The sequence below is a fragment of the Cytobacillus sp. Bac17 genome, from assembly GCF_024519925.1.
Taxonomy (GTDB): Bacteria; Bacillota; Bacilli; order Bacillales; family Cytobacillaceae; genus Cytobacillus; species Cytobacillus pseudoceanisediminis.
Genome location: NZ_JALJRC010000041.1, coordinates 17,164 through 33,941, shown reverse-complemented (window position 1 = coordinate 33,941; position 16,778 = coordinate 17,164). Strand labels below are relative to the sequence as shown.

Below are 16,778 nucleotides of genomic sequence, written 5' to 3'. Positions count from 1 at the left end.
ACCTCCCAACAGCGTTAATTATAGATGGGGAAGTATTAAGGGATAATTTACATGAACTCGGATTTAATCAACAGTGGTTAGATAATCAATTAACTACCAATGGCTATGATAATGTTAAACGTATACTCTACGCAGATTGGCGAGAGAATGAAGGTATACATATAAGCCCTAAATAAAATATAACCTGAATACGTTAAACACGTAACTTCAACGAAAACCTAAACAATTTTGTAACGTCTATGTAGGCTAATGTTTTAATGAATCGGATAAAAGGTAATATAAACAATACTCAAGTAGTTGTCGGTCACTCATTACTTCGGCGAATCCAACGTGGATTAAATAAGGGAGAATCCATGAATGCCTTGGCACGAGCTATTTTCTTCGGAAAACAGGGAGAACTTAGAGAAAGAGCATTACAAGATCATTTACAGCGTGCCAGCTCATTAAATCTAATTATTAATGCCATCAGCATTTGGAATACCGTGTATTTATCACAAGCAATTGAACATTTTAAAATTATAGGAAAATATCATGAGGAATTGCTTCCTCACATATCACCATTGGGATGGGAACACATAAACTTTCTAGGAGAATATTCATTTATACCTGAGATTTTGAACTCGATACATGCCCTGCGTCCACTTAGGATATAAAAAAGCCTGGTTTTTCTGCTTAACGTAGAAAAATCAGGCTTTTACCTTCTAAAAAATTCCTTAGCGTATTATATCTGCGTTTAGTCGGCAGTACCCCTTTATGATTTCATCCATGGCAATGCTGTTTATTTGAAGAACATTTTTTTCGCTTTCAACATTTTGGACTCTGGTTATAGGGGTATTAAATCTGTTTTTGACAGCTACAGTTTCATTTTCGTGATTCTCTGTGTTTCTTGTATTTTGTATTTTGTACTAAAAATAGTAACCCTATGGATAAAAGAATAAGTATGGAAACGGTAACCAATAAGGCCCTTGATATTTTTCTAATGAGACACCTCTAAATAGTTTTGTTATTAGCTTGTTTAGTCACAGGGATTTTAACGATGAAATAAATGGAAAATAAAAAAGGAGTTTCGTTTACGTTGCTATTAAAGAAAGAAAAGATGATTAACTTTTGCTATTACTTATTTCTTTATTTGTTTTTTCAAATTAGGGTATGTAGGCAAATGTCTAGTCCTAGGATAATTAGGAAAATAAGATAAAACTAAATATATTCAATTTAAGAAAGGGGAGTTATAAAAATTATACAATATCATAATTACATGTCTTATTATCATCCTCAATATTCCAGCCAGTTTTCGCAATACCCTGAGCTGAAGGAAGTGCTGCAATAACCTATTTAATTGGCATAGACCGTTTATTTAACGGTTGAATCTTGGGAAATTAATAAAATGTTTTAAAAATAGTTGATATGTTCCATGCTTATAAAGGAAAACTAGTAGAGTTGAAATGTTTAAATGTATTTTTGTACCATTGGTTAAAAAAACAACAATTGAGCTTTATCATAACAGTTAAATTTGGAGCAATAAGGCACACCGTTTGAAAACAAACGGTGTGCCTTATTGCTGTTAATATTTATTCATCTATATTATCTGGATCGTTTACATCTTTAGGATCTTCAATGGGTTCTTCTGCATCAGGGACTAAATCAGCTTCATCATCTTTATTTTCATCTATATTATCTGGGTCATTTACATCTTTAGGATCTTCAATTGGCTCTTCTGTATCTGGGTCCACATCATTTTCATCTATATTATCTGGGTCATTTGCATCTTCAGGATCTTCAATGGGTTCTTCTGTGTCAGGATCTACATCCACTTCAGGTGGTGGTGGATCCTTATCCTCTTCTACATTATTACACCCCAATAACATGATGGCAGATAGAAAAACTGCTGTTAATAGCCTTAACCATTTTAGATTCATTTTTATCGTCCTCTCTATTGGTTGTTTACTTTCAATATTATCTTCTCCTTCCACTTTTTTATACGAACATTTTAACTTAACATCAATAAAATTAAGGTCCTTAATCACCAAACAGTAGCGGCCTAGGTGTCAGGAATTGAAGATTAAAAATGTAGTACAGAGGAAAAGAGGCTTCTATCAAAAAAATGGTGCCATTTATCAAATGTAATTACATAACTGTGGGTTTTTGGTCATTTAAAAGCAGGATAAAATTGGAAGTTATAGAAAATATTCTTATACATCATTCTAATAAAGTAAAAATTAAAGGCGGCGTTATTTATAACAGTAAAAAATGACGTAAAGACAGCTCTACCAGGATTTGCAGGCTAGCTTCGACACATTTGCAATCAACAAGCTAAGCAGCTTTACCAAGAGGCTACAAACTCAATCCGTTCTACACAGCGTTGAACCACGCGTTCAACAAATCGAACAAGAAGAACCGCAATAAGCCCAAGATGGAAGCCAAGCTTCCCAAGGCAGTACGCAAGGAGCACAAAATCAATAAGGAAATGAGTTTACAAGCAAAAATAATGAACAACAAGTAAGACAACAAAACAAACAAGCCCAGTCTCATAAAAAAAATAACTGAAGCACACGTTCGTAAAAATTACAATTCTAAGCTTTATGTCGCAACATTCTTGGTATATTACAGAGAGCGAATAAAAACTAAGCTTTCTTACCAAGAGTTGTTTTATAAAAAATATAAAAGGAGCAAGTGTTATGCGATTACCCGAGACTTTATAAGAGCTAGGCATAAAAAAGAAGGGTTAAGTTTAGATCAATGCTTTTCAAATCCTATCATACATAGGGAGATACATGGGAATAAGGTATTCGTTCCATTAAATTTAAAGAGAATTTGGATTAGCAATGAAATATAGCAACCGTTTTGATTATAAGGCTATTTTATATATAAGGGATCCCACCAACAAAAAGCGCTTAAAACATACGCTAAGCATAATTCTTCATGAATAAAGCCGATTTTTCCTCAACTTACGAGAAATAATCGGCTTTATGGATAAGGGGACAATCGATTGTCAAAATGAATCCATTCCTAAATACTATTTAAAAACCGGTTGATGTGAAACCATTACCATAATCTAAAAAAAGAGTATTATTCGGGGTGACACAAAAATAATTTATTCAAGTGGATTAACGGACTAGTGCGCCTAATATATGTGATATATATAAAGATATCTTACCATAGTGTAACGGGAGGGTAGCGATTTAGTACAGGATATCTGATGTTAAAAAGACTCCGGCAGGAGGAACGCCGTTCTGATATATAGGAGGTTCAGTGAGTGCTGTATCAGTTGTAGCAATCCAAGTTCCGTACTCACCTGCAAGCAAAGAGGGAGGTTTCATAATAAACCGTCCACTTAAAACGAAATGACGAATTCTAATCAAGGGATCATCAAATATAGTTAAGTTACCAAAAAATGAGGCATATGGTGAATCAAAACTTATTTGTTTGGTGTTTTCTTCCCAATACCCATTAATTTGAATAGGTGTACCACGAAAATTAATTGTACCAGATACTTTATTATTACCTGTAATAGAATTAATGATGAGTACTCCCCAAATAATGGGTCGACCGGCTATAGAAGCCGAAATACCCCATTTTGATGGAAAAGGTATACTAACCATGAGTTTCTGTGCAGTTTGCAAAAGTTGATTCCTCGTTTCGTAATAATCATAAATACAAGAGTTTAAAGTTTAATTTCTATCTTTACATCAGAGTGTTAAAAAAAGAAAGAAAGTCTAATAAATTATTTTAATATTTATTCATTTTGAATCTTCCATATTCGGTTTCGAACATTTCATTTACTTCCCAAGATTCAACGGTTTTATAAGCTGTTTGTTGATCAAAGCCTTTTCCCAGAAGGTAGGCCATTGCGGCAATTTCAGTTAGCGCATGTTCATAGGAAGTAAGAGCAACTTCTTTTAGACCATAATCAACAAAAGGCTTTATTGCCATTAATGTTTCACTTTTCAAATCCTGATCCGAATTTTCTCTCTCATCGGATTCATTACCCTCTAGATTTGGATGTGCTTCTTTGTATAGCACCTCCCACTGTTCATACAGACTTGTAGCTGTCTCAAAGTCCTCAGAGTCTACTGTTAAATTTTTTTGTAATTTACTCATTAAATTACGCCATGTCTCTTCCCATTCCTCTAAAGTTCTTAAGTCAAAGAGTTTTGAGAACTTCGGTTTCAGACTTTCCCAATGAACATAAATGTCGGTACACCATCCCAATAAATATTTATAGTTTTCCGTTTGGGCTTCCATTTTTTTATCACCCTTTTTAAATTTTTTCACTTCTAAAAAAAGAAGCAACATCGCGTGTAAAATGAGGTTAAATACCTTTTAAAACCAATTTACAATTCTATGGTATGTTTCACTTATGTCCCTAGACTAGGCATTTGTCTCATTTAACAAAATAAATTTTGTTTTCTTTCCAAACGGATAAATATGTTGCATTCTGCAAGTATAATATTCCTTTGCAAACAAGGCCGGTGTTAAAAGTATAAAGGCATTTTTAAAACGTTCTTAACAAACAGATAAAGAGCAGGTAAGCTGAGGAACTTGATAAAAACCTGAAGGAAAGCCAACTCAATCGATTATGAAGTATATATAGGGGTCCTGCCGACAAAACGCGATAATATACGCTAAGCAGATGTATTAGAATAAAAAGTCAATTCCATACATTAAGAATTGACTTATGTGTAATTAATGAAGCTCCTTCTATGTAATTTCGCTACTTAATATAGTTCCAGAATTACTCTTTTATCGTTCTTAATAATGTCCGTCTTGGTATTTCAATTTTCCTGAGTTCACTAAATTAACTTGAATGTTGATTTGCTCGATACTATCCTTATTTAAGAAAAATCGCTTTTCTTTTATCTCTTTATTCCATTTCTGGGGGTTCTCACGATATAATATTTCTCCTAACTTATAAACATCCGAATTTATCTCTACTCCTTTCTCAAAAGTCTTTAAAATCTCATCCCTTATTATTTTTTTCAGTGTTAGCAATTAACTTATTTTCACTAATTTCCTTTAACTTTTCGTTTATTCCAGCTTGTACGACTATGTTAATGTTATATAGGGGTAGCGTCAGGAAAATGCGGATTTACAACGCTAAGCCCATTTTCAAGACGATTACCCCAATTTTAACAACGTTAAGACAGTTTTAGTGGTCTTAGAGAATCTAACGCAACCATTTTTTCAGAATTAAAACGGTACTCTCCTAGTAAATTGATATGCTCCCAGCCTAAAGGAGACATATGATGCAACAAATCTTCATTAAAATTACCTAAACCTTTTTGGTATTCAACTGCTTTTGTCAGATATAGAGTATTCCAGACACTAATGGCGTTAATAATTATATTTAAAGCACTGGCTCTTTGCAATTGATGCTGGTTCGTTCCCTAAGCTCTCCTTGTTTTCCGAAGAAAATAGCTCTTGCCAGTCCATTCATCGCTTCTCCTTTATTCAATCCTTTTTGTATTTTTCTTCTTCATGATTCATCCGAAATATAATTCAAAATAAAGATCGTTTTTTCTATTCGGCCCATCTCACGTAAAGCGGTAGCCAAGCTGTTTTGTCTTGAATAAGAACCTAGTTTCCCCATAATAAGGGATGCTGAAACTGTTCCTTCATTTATAGAATGAGCTAATCGCAAAACATCCTCATAATTTTCTTTAATGACCTTTGTATTTATTTGTCCACGTAAAATGGCTTCTAATTTTGGATATTCACTTGCTTTATCTATTGTAAATAATTTCGAGTCTGATAAATCCCTTATTCTTGGAGCAAATTTAAATCCTAATAAATGAGTCAATCCGAATATTTGGTCTGTGTAACCAGCAGTGTCTGTATAATGCTCTTCTATGTTTAGATCCGTCTCATGGTGCAACAAACCATCCAAAACATGAATCGCATCCCTTGAATTAGTATGAATAATCTTTGTGTAGTAAGAAGAGAATTGATCACTAGTAAAACGGTAGATGGTGGCTCCTTTTCCGGTTCCATAATGTGGATTTGCATCTGCATGTAGTGATGAAACACCTAGCTGCATTCTCATACCGTCTGACGAGGATGTTGTACCGTCTCCCCAATAGGAAGATAATTGTAATTTGTGATGAAAATTTACTAATACGGCTTGGGCTTTATTCATTGCATCTTCATACATGCGCCATTGAGATGCATTGGCTAAATGCTTATATGTAAGTCCGGGTGTTGATTCAGCCATCTTGCTTAAACCTATATTCATTCCCATTCCTAAAAGGGCAGCCAGAATAATAATCGTTTCTTCTTTATCCGGTTTTCGATTATTGGAAGCATGAGTAAATTGCTCATGAAATCCTGTTATATAAGCAATATCCATCAGTAAATCGGTTAATTTTATTCTTGGTAGCATCTGATACAGGCTTGCACTAAATTTTTTTGCTTCTTCTGGAACATCTTTTTTTAAGCGTGCAATTGACAGCTTTCCTTTTTCAAGAGAAACCCCGTCTAACTTGTTGGAATTGGCAGCTAACCACTTTAATCTTTCATTAATGCTGATAGTTCTCTCAGTTATAAAATCCTTGAATGATAAACTAACTGATAATCTCGTATTCTCCTTCGTTTGATTCCATGTATCTTCTGAAAACAAATATTCCTCAAAATCTCTATATTGTCTGCTGCCAACAATGGAAACATCTCCTGCCCGAACATGCTCCCGAAGTTCTGTTAAAACAGCCATTTCATAGTAATGACGATTGATTGTTGTACCATCATCTTCGTATAAATGCTTTTTCCAACGTTTTGAAATAAAATCCACAGGTGAGTCATCAGGCACTTTTCGCTTTCCGGATTCGTTCATGCCGCGGATAATCTCAACAGCTTGTAAAAGTGGCACATTTGCCTTTGTAGAATGAAATTCCAATACCCTTAATAGCGTTGGCGTATATTTTCTAAGTGAATAAAATCTTTTTTGCAGTAAGTCTAAATAATCATAGTCGGTAGGACGTGCAAGCTCCTGAGCCTCTTCCACCGAAGAAACAAAAGAATTCCATTCAATAATGGATTCTAAAACCTCAAAAACATCTAATTTTTCCTTTTTTGCTTTAATTAAAGCTTGTCCGATGTTTGTAAAGTGTATAACCTTCTCATTCAGCTTTTTACCGTTTTGTTTCTGAATTTCTTCTTGAGCCTTACGGCCTTTTGATAACAGATTGAGTATTTGTCTGTCATGAATTTCAAAAGCTTTATCCGTTAACTCCTGAGTAAGATGTAATAAATAGACGGTTAATATCGAATATCGTTTATTTTCTTGAAGTCACGGAATGCATAAGGCTCATATCTTGAACCTAAGCGAGATAGTTGTAACATGCGATTGCGATGCAAATGACTAATTTGTACCGTTTCCAATTCCATTTCTCGTATATATTCGAGTCGTTCTATTACTTTTAGAAATGTTTCGGGTGAAGGATGACCCTGTGGTTCCTTTAACCAACCCAATATCGTTTTATTGGATTCGGATGGATGCTGCGAAGTAATGATCTCTTCAAGCTTTTCTTTTTGGTTATTTGTTAGAGTTTGACTAACCGATATATATCGTTCTTACGGACAAACCCATGATAGTCCTGAAAGGGAGCTGACTTCTCGTTGGTCTCTCGTAGGCACATAAAATTGTGGCTATCTTTTGGCGATAGAAACGTACTGTTATGTATACCTCCAATCGGAGCGTCGGCGTACGTTTTACTTACCACTATAGTGTGTGAAGAAGATACGACAGCAAATGGACCTGCAATGGGATGCTTGAGCCGATGTGTCTTGAAAGGGACTAGCACGGTTCTCAGGGGAGGAAGGGGCAGTGATGCCCCTAACTTACCCGACTTAACTAGAATTGTATAGAGTATTCATTATTTCTTTTAGCCTTGTTATTTGTCCATTATTATTCATTTTGTATACCTATAATTAGGCAACTGCATAAGATGAAAAGGGAAATAAAAACATAAGAGGAGAATGAGTATGTACCATAAATCATCCTATCACCATCGATGGCATAATCCAATGTATTACAACTGGAATCCACATTATTATAATTGGAATAATAATTATTCGAATAACAACGGAAATTCTTATTTTAGAAACAGCCAATTGAAGGATTATGGGCCAAAGCCATTTGTCGTTAATATCAATGAAGCAACGAAGCAAAACAATACGTATCGTACTGCTTTATGGACAGGACCACATTTACAAGTTACTTTAATGAGTCTCAATGTTGGCGAAGATATCGGTTTGGAAATACATCCTGACGTTGATCAATTCTTACGTATTGAACATGGCCAGGGAATTGTTCAAATGGGCAAGAGGAAAGATAATTTAAACTTTGAAAGAAATGTCTATGATGATTCTGCAGTAATGATACCTGCTGGAACATGGCATAATCTAACTAATACCGGCAATATTCCACTAAAACTTTACTCGATATATGCTCCTCCTAATCATCCATTTGGTACTGTTCATGTTACCAAAGCAGATGCATTGACTGCAGAAGAAGGATCCGATCATGCCAATGGAAATACATTTGTTTTTGGCAGGACTCCAGATGAATGGGTACAGTACACAGAATTTCTAGTAAAAGAAGGGTTAGAGGATGTTAAAAGAGGAATAAATGCTACACACATTCTTCAAGAATTTATTCTAATGGGAGTTCTTGTTGGGAAAGGGTATTCTCCTAAAAAAGCATATGAAACAGTAGAAGAATGGGAACGTACAGGAAAATCTAAACTTCTTCAGCAAAGCAAAATTATGTAAAAAGGATTTTCTAAACCGGGCTGTTGACAAACTAAAGAATCCCATTACCGGACACAACATATTGTAAAATGAAAAAGAAGATGAACACTACATTTAGTAGATATTCATCTTCTTTTTTGCTTAAAGGGGTATTTGTAACAGCCCTTAAACGATGATCCTTTTTTATTACCAATAACATCGAAAATGTAAATTAAATTGTATAGAGTATTCATGTGTTCCTTAGAGTTAAATACTACAAAACCTGAATATTAATTTAATATTGACCACAAGTTAAAGATAATTGCAATTTAAAAATGGAGTGAGGATATGTCAGAACATTTTGAAGTTATTTTAAGATCAATAACCTCTTTTGGTCTATTATTAATTGGTACCCGAATATTAGGTAAACAAACTATTTCTCAAATGACAATGTTTGATTTTATTGCATCCATTTCAATGGGGGCAATTGCAGCGAACTTAGCCTTCAATACTTCTTTAAAAGTACATCATACACAATAATTGCATTTTCGGTATATGTTTCAGTTATTTTACTAATCGCTATAATATCGCTGAAAAATAGGAAAGGGAGAAAATTTTTAGCCGGAGATCCAACGATTGTGATACAGAATGGTAAAATTTTAGAAGAAAATATGAATAAATTGCGTTATACACTAGATTATTTAAATCAACAATTAAGAGAAAGAGATGTATTTAATATCGAAGAGGTCCTCTTTGCAATTGTAGAGACGAATGGGATATTGACTGTACTAAAAAAGCCACAATTTAGGAACGTAACAAGGCAGGATTTTATGGTAGCAGTATTGCCTGAACAAAGACTACGGATTGAACTTATCATGGATAGTGAAATAATTAAAGAGAACTTAGAACAAAATAACCTAACTAATTCATGGTTACAATCAGAGTTAAAAAAACGTAATTTGACACAAAATGATGTTGTTTATGCAGTTTTGGCAGCTAATGGTAATGTATATATTGATACATATAGTGATCATATTCATTCTCCGATTGATAAAGAATAATCTGTTCAGATAAGGAGATTAAAAAGAATACTAGGGGACGAAGTTCATATCCCCTAAAATATCTAAAATGATGTTATAGAAAATTTTAAATTCCGAACAAGCCCTCTTTCAAACTGCTGCAAGATGATTCAAAGAGGCATTGCGAAGTTGAGAAAAAACGGTTCGAGCATCATTAGGAATATTAAGTGATAGAAACCTTTCGTGCATAGAAATATTGTCTTTTTCCCCTTGAACTCCAGCAGTATATGCTGCCTTAATACTTTCTGGAGTTGTAACAAATGACTGAGATTTATCTTCAGGTAACGGTACCTGATAACGTTCAAAAAGTGGTAATAAAGAATTTATATGCCTCAATTCAGCCTCTTTTATTTGTGCAAATGTACGAATATATCCAAAGTTTCCTAGAATATTATCATATCTTGCTTGAGCTAAGTATTCGTCTTGAAGGGCATAAGTCAACATTTGAGGTAAAGTTAATGAGTAAGCACTTAACGCACCCTTAGCACCGTAATTTTCAGTTTGCCTATTGGTGTGAGTTACCTTTAGATTTTTTGAAAAAAAACAAAAACCATACAGCGTGATTTTGTTCGTCTGCGGCTGCTCGTCGAAATCTATCTTTAATAAATGGATCATTCGCTTTATCTGCTATATCTAAATAAAAATCAACGGCTTCTTGTTCATCTTTAAAAGCAAATTCGATTCCTGCTCTATACTTGTTTGGGCATTCCTCGATAATTTGATAAGATGGCTTTTTCCTGTTAAATTTGTATAAATTTTGCTGAATTCCTCGAGATGGCGTTTTTCATCTTTTTGTATCTCAAGTATTTTGTTCGTTTCATCCTTTGTAGGTGCCATCTTGGCTAACCTCTCATAACAAGCAACAGCACTATACTCCGCATTAATTGCTTTCTGAATATCATTTATAAGTTGAATGTCATTTGGCATACGATAATAATCATTATACTGTGGACTATAATGATAAAAATATTGATTTGAATACATGATTGTCCTCCCTCTGTTTAACTATCAACATATCTTATGCTTTGTGTATAGGTTGGTGTGTAATTTCATATCTTGTTCTTGTGCTAACAGGTAGCTTTAGTTGAATAAATCCACAAAAAAGTCGGTCCTTTACGTAGAGGAAATCAACTTTTTTAGATTGAAATTTGCTTAACGTTGTAAATCCGCATTTTCCTGACGCTACCCCCTATAGAATTCACAGTCTGGGACGGGCAATATGGGATGAATTAGTGCAGCGTGAGGTACCTTTTGTTGCACATGGAGTAAAACAAGTATTTTACCAGAATCATATTGTAAAACCCGTGTTAGATCATTTAAGACTATCATTAGACCCAAATAACTTAGACGCAATCTCTGGGATAGCACCTTCTATGTATTTAAGTCGTGAGAAAGTGAGTCAACATATTACATCGAACTCTATGGAACAAAAGACGGCAAATAACCTTTTACTTCTCCTAAGGTTTCCCGGGTTAAAACCTTACCACCAAGGAGAAATATTAAATCGTGTGGAGCATATTCGCAACTTAAAAAATATGGCACCCAAAGAAGCCATTAAGTTCATACGGAAGGGGCCCGTTAAATACGATGAGTTCCTGAACATGGATGACCGAAAGACAATCACTCTTCATAAAGAATTTTTAATTGAGACTTTAGATGTATTAGAGTCAGCTTCTGAAAAATTTACTCGAGTAGAGGATTTCATCCATTTCATTGATACCATTATTGAAAAGCATAGAGATATGGAGGATCTGAAGAAAAATCCAAATGCAGATGCAGTTCAATTAATGACGTTACACTCTGCTAAAGGATTAGAATTCCCTTGTGTGTTCATTATTGGGTTTTGTGAAGGAATCATGCCTCACAAAGCTATTGAAAATGCTGAAGATCAAAAGGACCGGGTAAACGCCAATACTTATGCTGAAGCACTTGAAGAAGAAAGGCGCTTAGCCTATGTGGGTGTTACACGAGCTGAAGAAGAACTTTTTATTTCTTCTCCCAAAAAGTATAGAGGTAAAAATGTGGAAATAAGTAGGTTTTTAAAGGAAAGTTTCCAAGAAAAATAAGAAGTAAAAGCGGGTACATTAGGGGGGCCGCTTTTACTTATGAGAAACGAAAAAATGCTCAATACACTTTATTTCTCCGCTTATTTCCTTTAAAATAAGAAGAAATGTAATAATTGGAGTTATATTTTTTTAAAAGGGCTGATAAAATGTCGATTGAAAAAGCCATTGGCAGTGCGAAGGCATCTTTAGCCATATCAGGATTATTTTTAACTCCAGCAGAGGAAATGTTAATAAAGGAAAGTTTGGAAGGTAAAATAACTGAAGAAGAGTTCCACCAAAGAGTTCTCGGATTGTTGCACAATCCAGATAATTAGATATCTAAGTTTTTAGATTAAACATCAAAAGTGTTTTATATTAATTCCGTCAAATAAAATCTAATAATTTCAAGTGAAGAGAAGCACTCTCCATACCATGGGGAGTGCTTTTTGTTTTAAGGAGGGAAAGTGGATGAATCTTTTACAACACACAAGTGAACCTTTCGTACTTCAAAACCTAGAAACCTATTCACAAAAGGAACTGATACTACTTGCTGGCAACATATTAGACAAAGAATGCAGAGGCTGTTTTGTCATGGAGCAAATGAAGTCGGAGAAGAAAGGGGACGAGGAAAGGTCCAGGTATTGTCTTAAACAATGTCAAATTTGTATGGAAATGCAAAAGATAGGAGCACTGCTATCCAAGCCGCATCCCAAGAAATAACAATTAAGGGAGTTACTTATGACCACTACTTTATTTATTTGCGAAAAGCCCGACATGGCCAGAAATATTGCGGCAGCATTATCTAAACGGACTACAGAAAAGAAGGGATATATCGAAGGAGATAACGGACACATTTATACATATGCTATCGGTCACTTATTGAGTCTGGCCCCGCCTGAATTCTACAATCCCGAACTAAAGAAATGGGCTATTGAAACCTTGCCTATTATTCCGGAACAATTTAAGCTTTTGCCTATTCCGGGAAAAGAAGGACAATTGAAAATTATCAATTCCCTTATTAACAGGTCTGATATTTTAATTAACTGCTGTGATGCGGGAAGAGAGGGTGAAGTAATCGCCAACTATATATTTATCCACCTGGGAATAAAAAACAAGCCAATAAAACGATTATGGACATCTTCTCTAACTTAAGATGCTATCCGACGTTCCTATCAATCAATGAAAGCGGGGGAGGAATATAAAAGTTTATTTTATAGCGGGTATGCCAGGGCCCAAGCTGATTGGCTCATCGGGATGAACGCTTCCAGGATCTATACCTTAAAAAGCAATGGTGAAAAATTCACAATCGGAAGGGTTCAAACCCCTACTCTAGCTATGATCTATGATCGGTGTGAAGAGCATTTTAATTTTAGTAAAATTAAATATTACCCCGTAAAAGCATTATTCAGACAGAATGATGCGGAGTATGTGAGTTACTGGGAAGGGGAAAAAATTAAAGATAAAGTGCAGGCAGAAAGAATAGCAGCAAATGTAAAAAACAAACCAGGTGTTGTAAAGGATTTCGGGAAAAAGAGTGAAAAGAAATATGCTCCACCATTGTTTAGCCTTTCATTACTTACAAAAGAAGCTAATAAAAAATATCCTCTAGGTGCCAAGGAAATCCTAGCAATAGTTCAATCACTTTATGAAAAGCATAAATGTATTACTTATCCACGAACATCCAGCTCGTACGTTACAAAGGACGATATTCCGGTCATGCACCAAAGTTTAAAAGCATTTGAAAATTCTCCTTTTGAAAATGAAGCTAGGGGAGCAGACCCTACCCTAGTTCATGCAGGAAATAAAAGAGTATGCAATGAAAAAGGCGTGACAGATCACCATGCCATATTACCAACACATAAAATGCCTAACAACCTAAGTCAAAATGAACAGCTGATATACAACATGATTGTTAAAAGATTTCTTTCACAATTTTATCCTCCTGCCCTTTACGATAAATATGCCATACTGACAGAAGTTGAGGGAGAAATGTTTAAAACCACGGTATCGCATTTATTGTCTGCCGGTTGGAAGGCTCTTTTCCTAGAAGAAAAGGAAGAACAGAACATAGATGAGACGATTCTAAAACCTATACAAATAACAAAAGAAGAGCCGGTATTATGTATTGATTCCGAGGTACTCGAAAAAGAAACATCTCCGCCACCTTTATTTACTGACGGAACATTGGTAGATTCGATGAAAAAAGCTGGCAAGAAAGTTGAAAACGATGAACTAAAAGAAGTACTAAATGCGTCTGAAGGTGTAGGAACTGAGGAACAAGGGCCGATATTATAAAGAAATTAATAGATACCGAGTATATTTCGTATAAAGGGAAGTCATTGCTAATTACCGACAAAGGTAAATTTATTATAGAAACAATTAGGGAGGCTGATAATAAATCTCTAACTTCAGTGGAATACACAGCTGAATGGGAAAAACGCCTAAATCTTATTGCTAATAATCAATACTCCCCACAAGAGTTTATGCTGAACGTAAAGAAATTCACTAAAGCAATCATCAACGAAGCAAGCAAAATGTAATCATCATATAAAAAGGAAATTCAAGTTATTAGTGACTGTCCTGCTTGTGGGGTAGGAAAAATAGTCTCTGGAAAAAAATCTTACGGTTGTTCAAATAGGAAAGAAGGAGGGTGCGAATTTAAAATCTGGAAGAAGAGTTTTAATAAAACTATCTGGGAAAAACAAGCACTCTTACTCCTGACTAAAAGAGAAACTGGTGTATTATCATTTACAAGTAAAGAAAAAGGTACTAAATTTAGCGCAAAATTAATTTTAGATGAAAACAACCAGGTGAAACTAAAGTTTGCAAATGAAAGCAAAGGAAAATAATCAGAAACAAATACGGAATCCTATGGAAATTGTACTAAACTTTTCAATATGAGAAAATGGGAAAAAAGCAGGAGGTTTGAACTATGAACTTAGATAAATATCCAAAAACAAAAAAGCTTATTATAGATGTTAATCTTGAAGATCAAGTTGATCGCATTAAATGGCTGCAACTTTCCAAGGAAGAAGCTGCAGTAAGTCTTGCAAAGACTTATCTTGTTGCCTTATTAAGTATTTACTGCAATCCATTTTCTCAGAAGAAGGCAGCTTCTTTGGCTGATCAACTATATTTCTCAGTGGGGTATAAATTACATGGTTTTGCAAAAGCACAGGGAAATGCTGAACTAAACTATGATTCTGATGATTTAGCACGATTGTATAAACATATATCTTTTAGTGGAATCAAGTATAGGCAGCAACCACTAAAGTGAATTAATTGAATTAAGAGAGGATAATTAAAATGAAGGAGTTATTAATTAAACGAGGATATCTGCCTGTTGTCATTGCAGGAGGGGTAATGATTTTTGTTGGTGCTGGAGGAACGTATTTTTTACGAAGTTTAATATATTACCTTAGCACTCTTTTTAAGTAGGACTGATAGATTTGTAGAGAATAAGATAATTAAATCTTTTTATTCTCAGATTCACCATAACGTACCTTATGGAAGGAATTTTGCCATGTGGATTTACGACATATCCTTGATCGTATTATTTATATTATCGATTGCGGGTAGCTGCTGCGCTTCACTCACAAGGATATTCTCTTTCTAGTCAAAAAATCATTATTCATTTGTCATCGGCAGAACTTAAGAAAAATGGGCCGCTGTTTGATCTTGCCATGGCCATAAGCATATTAGTCAGTTTAAAAGAGCTCAAACCAATCATTCCGGAACATACCGGATTCATCGGTTCACTTTCATTGGATGGCAGGATCCTGTCTCTGGAAGGAATGCCCCCGGCTGTTTTATAGGATTCTTCATTTTGCCAATAGACGATCCGACTCTACCAATCGCCTCATTTGGTTTCACTTTTATACTATAAAACCGATCTGGAACTCAGCTCGGTTTTTTTATGGTAGTGGCAGGTTCCTATTAATTAATTCTGAAGCATTTGATTAACCTATTTTATGCTCTACTACATGAAGGTTACTAAATTTCCTAATTAAAAAGTCGACAAATATTCTTAAAACACCATCAATTTTTGAATCCTTTAAATAAATTAGTTGAAGCGGGCGGCTAAGCAGGGGGAGTTCCTCTATTTTTACTATTCCAAGTCTATTTGCTTTTATATCTTCTTCAATGGAAAATCGAGGCAAAAGCGCTATGCCCATCTGTTTTTTTACCATTTGCTGTACCATTTCGATATTATCTATTTCCATAATAACATTGGGTTTTTCGCTCATGCTTTTAAACGCATTGTTGATTAGTGCCCAATCTAGTGAGCCTCGATTAAATAAAAATAACGGCTGGATAGCTACCTCTTGAATGGTTACGGTTTTTCTGGAATAAAAGGGGTGCTCTGGATAAATAGCTAGAACCATTTCATCATCAAAAAGATGGATAGTTTCGATTTGGGGGTGGCTTACAGATCGGCAAATGCCAAGCGGTACCTCATGGTTTAGAACCATATCTAATACATTTGGGGAATGGCCTGTTTGAACAACAAGTTTTATACTCGGATATAATTGAAAAAATTCATTTACGAGGGAGGGAAAAATATAATTGCCTACTGTAAGTACTGTAGCAATACTAATTTCTCCTTCTGTTTTACTATTTGTTTTTTGAATAGCGAGTATACCCTCTTGAATGTTTTGTAAAATGTTTTTTGCATAGGGAAGAAGTTTTTCTCCTTCTTTTGTTAGTTTTACATTTTTGCCATTTCGATTAAATAAAGTATAGCCAATTTCATTTTCAAGGGTTTTAATTCTGGCGCTAACAGAGGGTTGAGAAATATAAAGGATTTCACCTGCTTTACTGAAGTTTTCTGTCATTGATACATATACAAATGCTTCGAATTGCTCTATATTCATCTAATGATCTATCCTCTCTATAAAAAGATGTAATGACCCTTATTAAAGAGTTCTATTGG

General features: G+C 34.7%; 18 protein-coding genes and 4 pseudogenes. 14 read left to right on the top strand and 8 right to left on the bottom strand.

Features of this window, described 5'->3' with window-relative positions; all coding sequences use genetic code 11:
* The first annotated feature begins 17 nt into the window (after positions 1–17).
* The gene (locus NR125_RS29995) at positions 18–176 is read left to right on the top strand and encodes a YetF domain-containing protein (RefSeq protein ID WP_372675487.1); all 159 of its coding nucleotides are present in this window, start codon (positions 18–20) and stop codon (positions 174–176) included.
* A gap of 81 nt (positions 177–257) precedes the next feature.
* Positions 258–653: pseudogene (locus NR125_RS26350) on the top strand (Tn3 family transposase); the annotation flags it as partial.
* A 915-nt stretch (positions 654–1,568) separates the two neighbouring features.
* On the opposite strand, the gene NR125_RS26345 reads toward NR125_RS26350, so the two are convergent.
* The 5 genes and pseudogenes from NR125_RS26345 to NR125_RS26320 form a co-directional block, all read right to left on the bottom strand.
* Complete coding sequence (locus tag NR125_RS26345; RefSeq protein ID WP_236566279.1) at positions 1,569–2,027, bottom strand: hypothetical protein; 459 nt, start codon at positions 2,025–2,027, stop codon at positions 1,569–1,571.
* A gap of 1,152 nt (positions 2,028–3,179) precedes the next feature.
* The gene (locus tag NR125_RS26335; protein WP_372675486.1) at positions 3,180–3,620 is read right to left on the bottom strand and encodes a hypothetical protein; all 441 of its coding nucleotides are present in this window, start codon (positions 3,618–3,620) and stop codon (positions 3,180–3,182) included.
* Positions 3,621–3,726: 106 nt separating this feature from the next.
* Positions 3,727–4,272, bottom strand: a complete 546-nt coding sequence (locus tag NR125_RS26330) for a hypothetical protein (protein WP_256816461.1) — start codon at positions 4,270–4,272, stop codon at positions 3,727–3,729.
* Between the two features lie 477 nt (positions 4,273–4,749).
* A complete protein-coding gene (locus tag NR125_RS26325; protein ID WP_071158518.1) occupies positions 4,750–4,989 on the bottom strand; it encodes a Ger(x)C family spore germination C-terminal domain-containing protein in 240 nt (79 codons plus the stop codon).
* Positions 4,990–5,135: 146 nt separating this feature from the next.
* A pseudogene (locus NR125_RS26320) lies at positions 5,136–7,551 on the bottom strand (Tn3 family transposase); the annotation flags it as partial.
* Positions 7,552–7,974: 423 nt separating this feature from the next.
* Between NR125_RS26320 and NR125_RS26315 the strand changes: the two are divergent.
* Together NR125_RS26315 and NR125_RS26310 are read left to right on the top strand one after the other, a co-directional pair.
* On the top strand, positions 7,975–8,763 hold the full coding sequence (locus NR125_RS26315) for a cupin domain-containing protein (protein ID WP_071158520.1): 789 nt from the start codon (positions 7,975–7,977) through the stop codon (positions 8,761–8,763).
* A gap of 306 nt (positions 8,764–9,069) precedes the next feature.
* A pseudogene (locus NR125_RS26310) lies at positions 9,070–9,782 on the top strand (DUF421 domain-containing protein).
* A 108-nt stretch (positions 9,783–9,890) separates the two neighbouring features.
* On the opposite strand, the gene NR125_RS26305 reads toward NR125_RS26310, so the two are convergent.
* Both NR125_RS26305 and NR125_RS26300 read right to left on the bottom strand, forming a co-directional pair.
* On the bottom strand, positions 9,891–10,415 hold the full coding sequence (locus NR125_RS26305; RefSeq protein WP_254786598.1) for a ferritin-like domain-containing protein: 525 nt from the start codon (positions 10,413–10,415) through the stop codon (positions 9,891–9,893).
* Positions 10,306–10,784: pseudogene (locus NR125_RS26300) on the bottom strand (ferritin-like domain-containing protein). Before NR125_RS26300 ends, NR125_RS26305 begins: the two are co-directional and overlap by 110 nt.
* A gap of 164 nt (positions 10,785–10,948) precedes the next feature.
* On the opposite strand from NR125_RS26300, the gene NR125_RS26295 reads away from it, so the two are divergent.
* The 10 genes from NR125_RS26295 (at position 10,949) to NR125_RS26260 (ending at position 15,660) form a co-directional block, all read left to right on the top strand.
* Positions 10,949–11,866, top strand: coding sequence for a 3'-5' exonuclease (locus NR125_RS26295; RefSeq protein ID WP_083390527.1), 918 nt, complete (start codon positions 10,949–10,951; stop codon positions 11,864–11,866).
* 146 nt (positions 11,867–12,012) lie between these two features.
* Positions 12,013–12,180: a hypothetical protein gene (locus NR125_RS26290; RefSeq protein WP_175502206.1), complete on the top strand. Its 168-nt coding sequence runs from the start codon at positions 12,013–12,015 to the stop codon at positions 12,178–12,180.
* Between the two features lie 133 nt (positions 12,181–12,313).
* Complete coding sequence (locus tag NR125_RS26285) at positions 12,314–12,565, top strand: zinc-finger domain-containing protein (RefSeq protein WP_071158528.1); 252 nt, start codon at positions 12,314–12,316, stop codon at positions 12,563–12,565.
* An 18-nt stretch (positions 12,566–12,583) separates the two neighbouring features.
* The gene (locus tag NR125_RS26280; RefSeq protein ID WP_083390529.1) at positions 12,584–12,997 is read left to right on the top strand and encodes a toprim domain-containing protein; all 414 of its coding nucleotides are present in this window, start codon (positions 12,584–12,586) and stop codon (positions 12,995–12,997) included.
* 27 nt (positions 12,998–13,024) lie between these two features.
* Complete coding sequence (locus NR125_RS26275) at positions 13,025–14,140, top strand: DNA topoisomerase (RefSeq protein ID WP_083390530.1); 1,116 nt, start codon at positions 13,025–13,027, stop codon at positions 14,138–14,140.
* On the top strand, positions 14,134–14,385 hold the full coding sequence (locus NR125_RS29990) for a DNA topoisomerase (RefSeq protein ID WP_083390531.1): 252 nt from the start codon (positions 14,134–14,136) through the stop codon (positions 14,383–14,385). The genes NR125_RS26275 and NR125_RS29990 overlap by 7 nt, the downstream gene beginning before the upstream one ends.
* A gap of 18 nt (positions 14,386–14,403) precedes the next feature.
* A complete protein-coding gene (locus NR125_RS29985) occupies positions 14,404–14,694 on the top strand; it encodes a topoisomerase C-terminal repeat-containing protein (protein ID WP_083390542.1) in 291 nt (96 codons plus the stop codon).
* Positions 14,695–14,777: 83 nt separating this feature from the next.
* Positions 14,778–15,122, top strand: a complete 345-nt coding sequence (locus NR125_RS26270; RefSeq protein WP_256816457.1) for a hypothetical protein — start codon at positions 14,778–14,780, stop codon at positions 15,120–15,122.
* 29 nt (positions 15,123–15,151) lie between these two features.
* On the top strand, positions 15,152–15,283 hold the full coding sequence (locus tag NR125_RS26265; RefSeq protein WP_256816456.1) for a hypothetical protein: 132 nt from the start codon (positions 15,152–15,154) through the stop codon (positions 15,281–15,283).
* 131 nt (positions 15,284–15,414) lie between these two features.
* The gene (locus NR125_RS26260; protein ID WP_083390532.1) at positions 15,415–15,660 is read left to right on the top strand and encodes a magnesium chelatase domain-containing protein; all 246 of its coding nucleotides are present in this window, start codon (positions 15,415–15,417) and stop codon (positions 15,658–15,660) included.
* A gap of 144 nt (positions 15,661–15,804) precedes the next feature.
* Here NR125_RS26260 and NR125_RS26255 read toward each other — a convergent pair whose 3' ends face one another.
* Complete coding sequence (locus NR125_RS26255; protein ID WP_256816453.1) at positions 15,805–16,719, bottom strand: LysR family transcriptional regulator; 915 nt, start codon at positions 16,717–16,719, stop codon at positions 15,805–15,807.
* Between the last annotated feature and the right edge of the window lie 59 nt (positions 16,720–16,778).

Coding starts and splice junctions, on each gene's coding strand:
- NR125_RS26315 (WP_071158520.1), top strand. CDS start 7,975: ATGTACCATAAATCATCCTATCACCATCGATGGCATAATCCAATGTAT.
- NR125_RS26305 (WP_254786598.1), bottom strand. CDS start 10,415: ATGATCCATTTATTAAAGATAGATTTCGACGAGCAGCCGCAGACGAAC.
- NR125_RS26290 (WP_175502206.1), top strand. CDS start 12,013: ATGTCGATTGAAAAAGCCATTGGCAGTGCGAAGGCATCTTTAGCCATA.
- NR125_RS26285 (WP_071158528.1), top strand. CDS start 12,314: ATGAATCTTTTACAACACACAAGTGAACCTTTCGTACTTCAAAACCTA.
- NR125_RS26280 (WP_083390529.1), top strand. CDS start 12,584: ATGACCACTACTTTATTTATTTGCGAAAAGCCCGACATGGCCAGAAAT.
- NR125_RS26275 (WP_083390530.1), top strand. CDS start 13,025: ATGAAAGCGGGGGAGGAATATAAAAGTTTATTTTATAGCGGGTATGCC.
- NR125_RS26270 (WP_256816457.1), top strand. CDS start 14,778: ATGAACTTAGATAAATATCCAAAAACAAAAAAGCTTATTATAGATGTT.
- NR125_RS26265 (WP_256816456.1), top strand. CDS start 15,152: ATGAAGGAGTTATTAATTAAACGAGGATATCTGCCTGTTGTCATTGCA.
- NR125_RS26255 (WP_256816453.1), bottom strand. CDS start 16,719: ATGAATATAGAGCAATTCGAAGCATTTGTATATGTATCAATGACAGAA.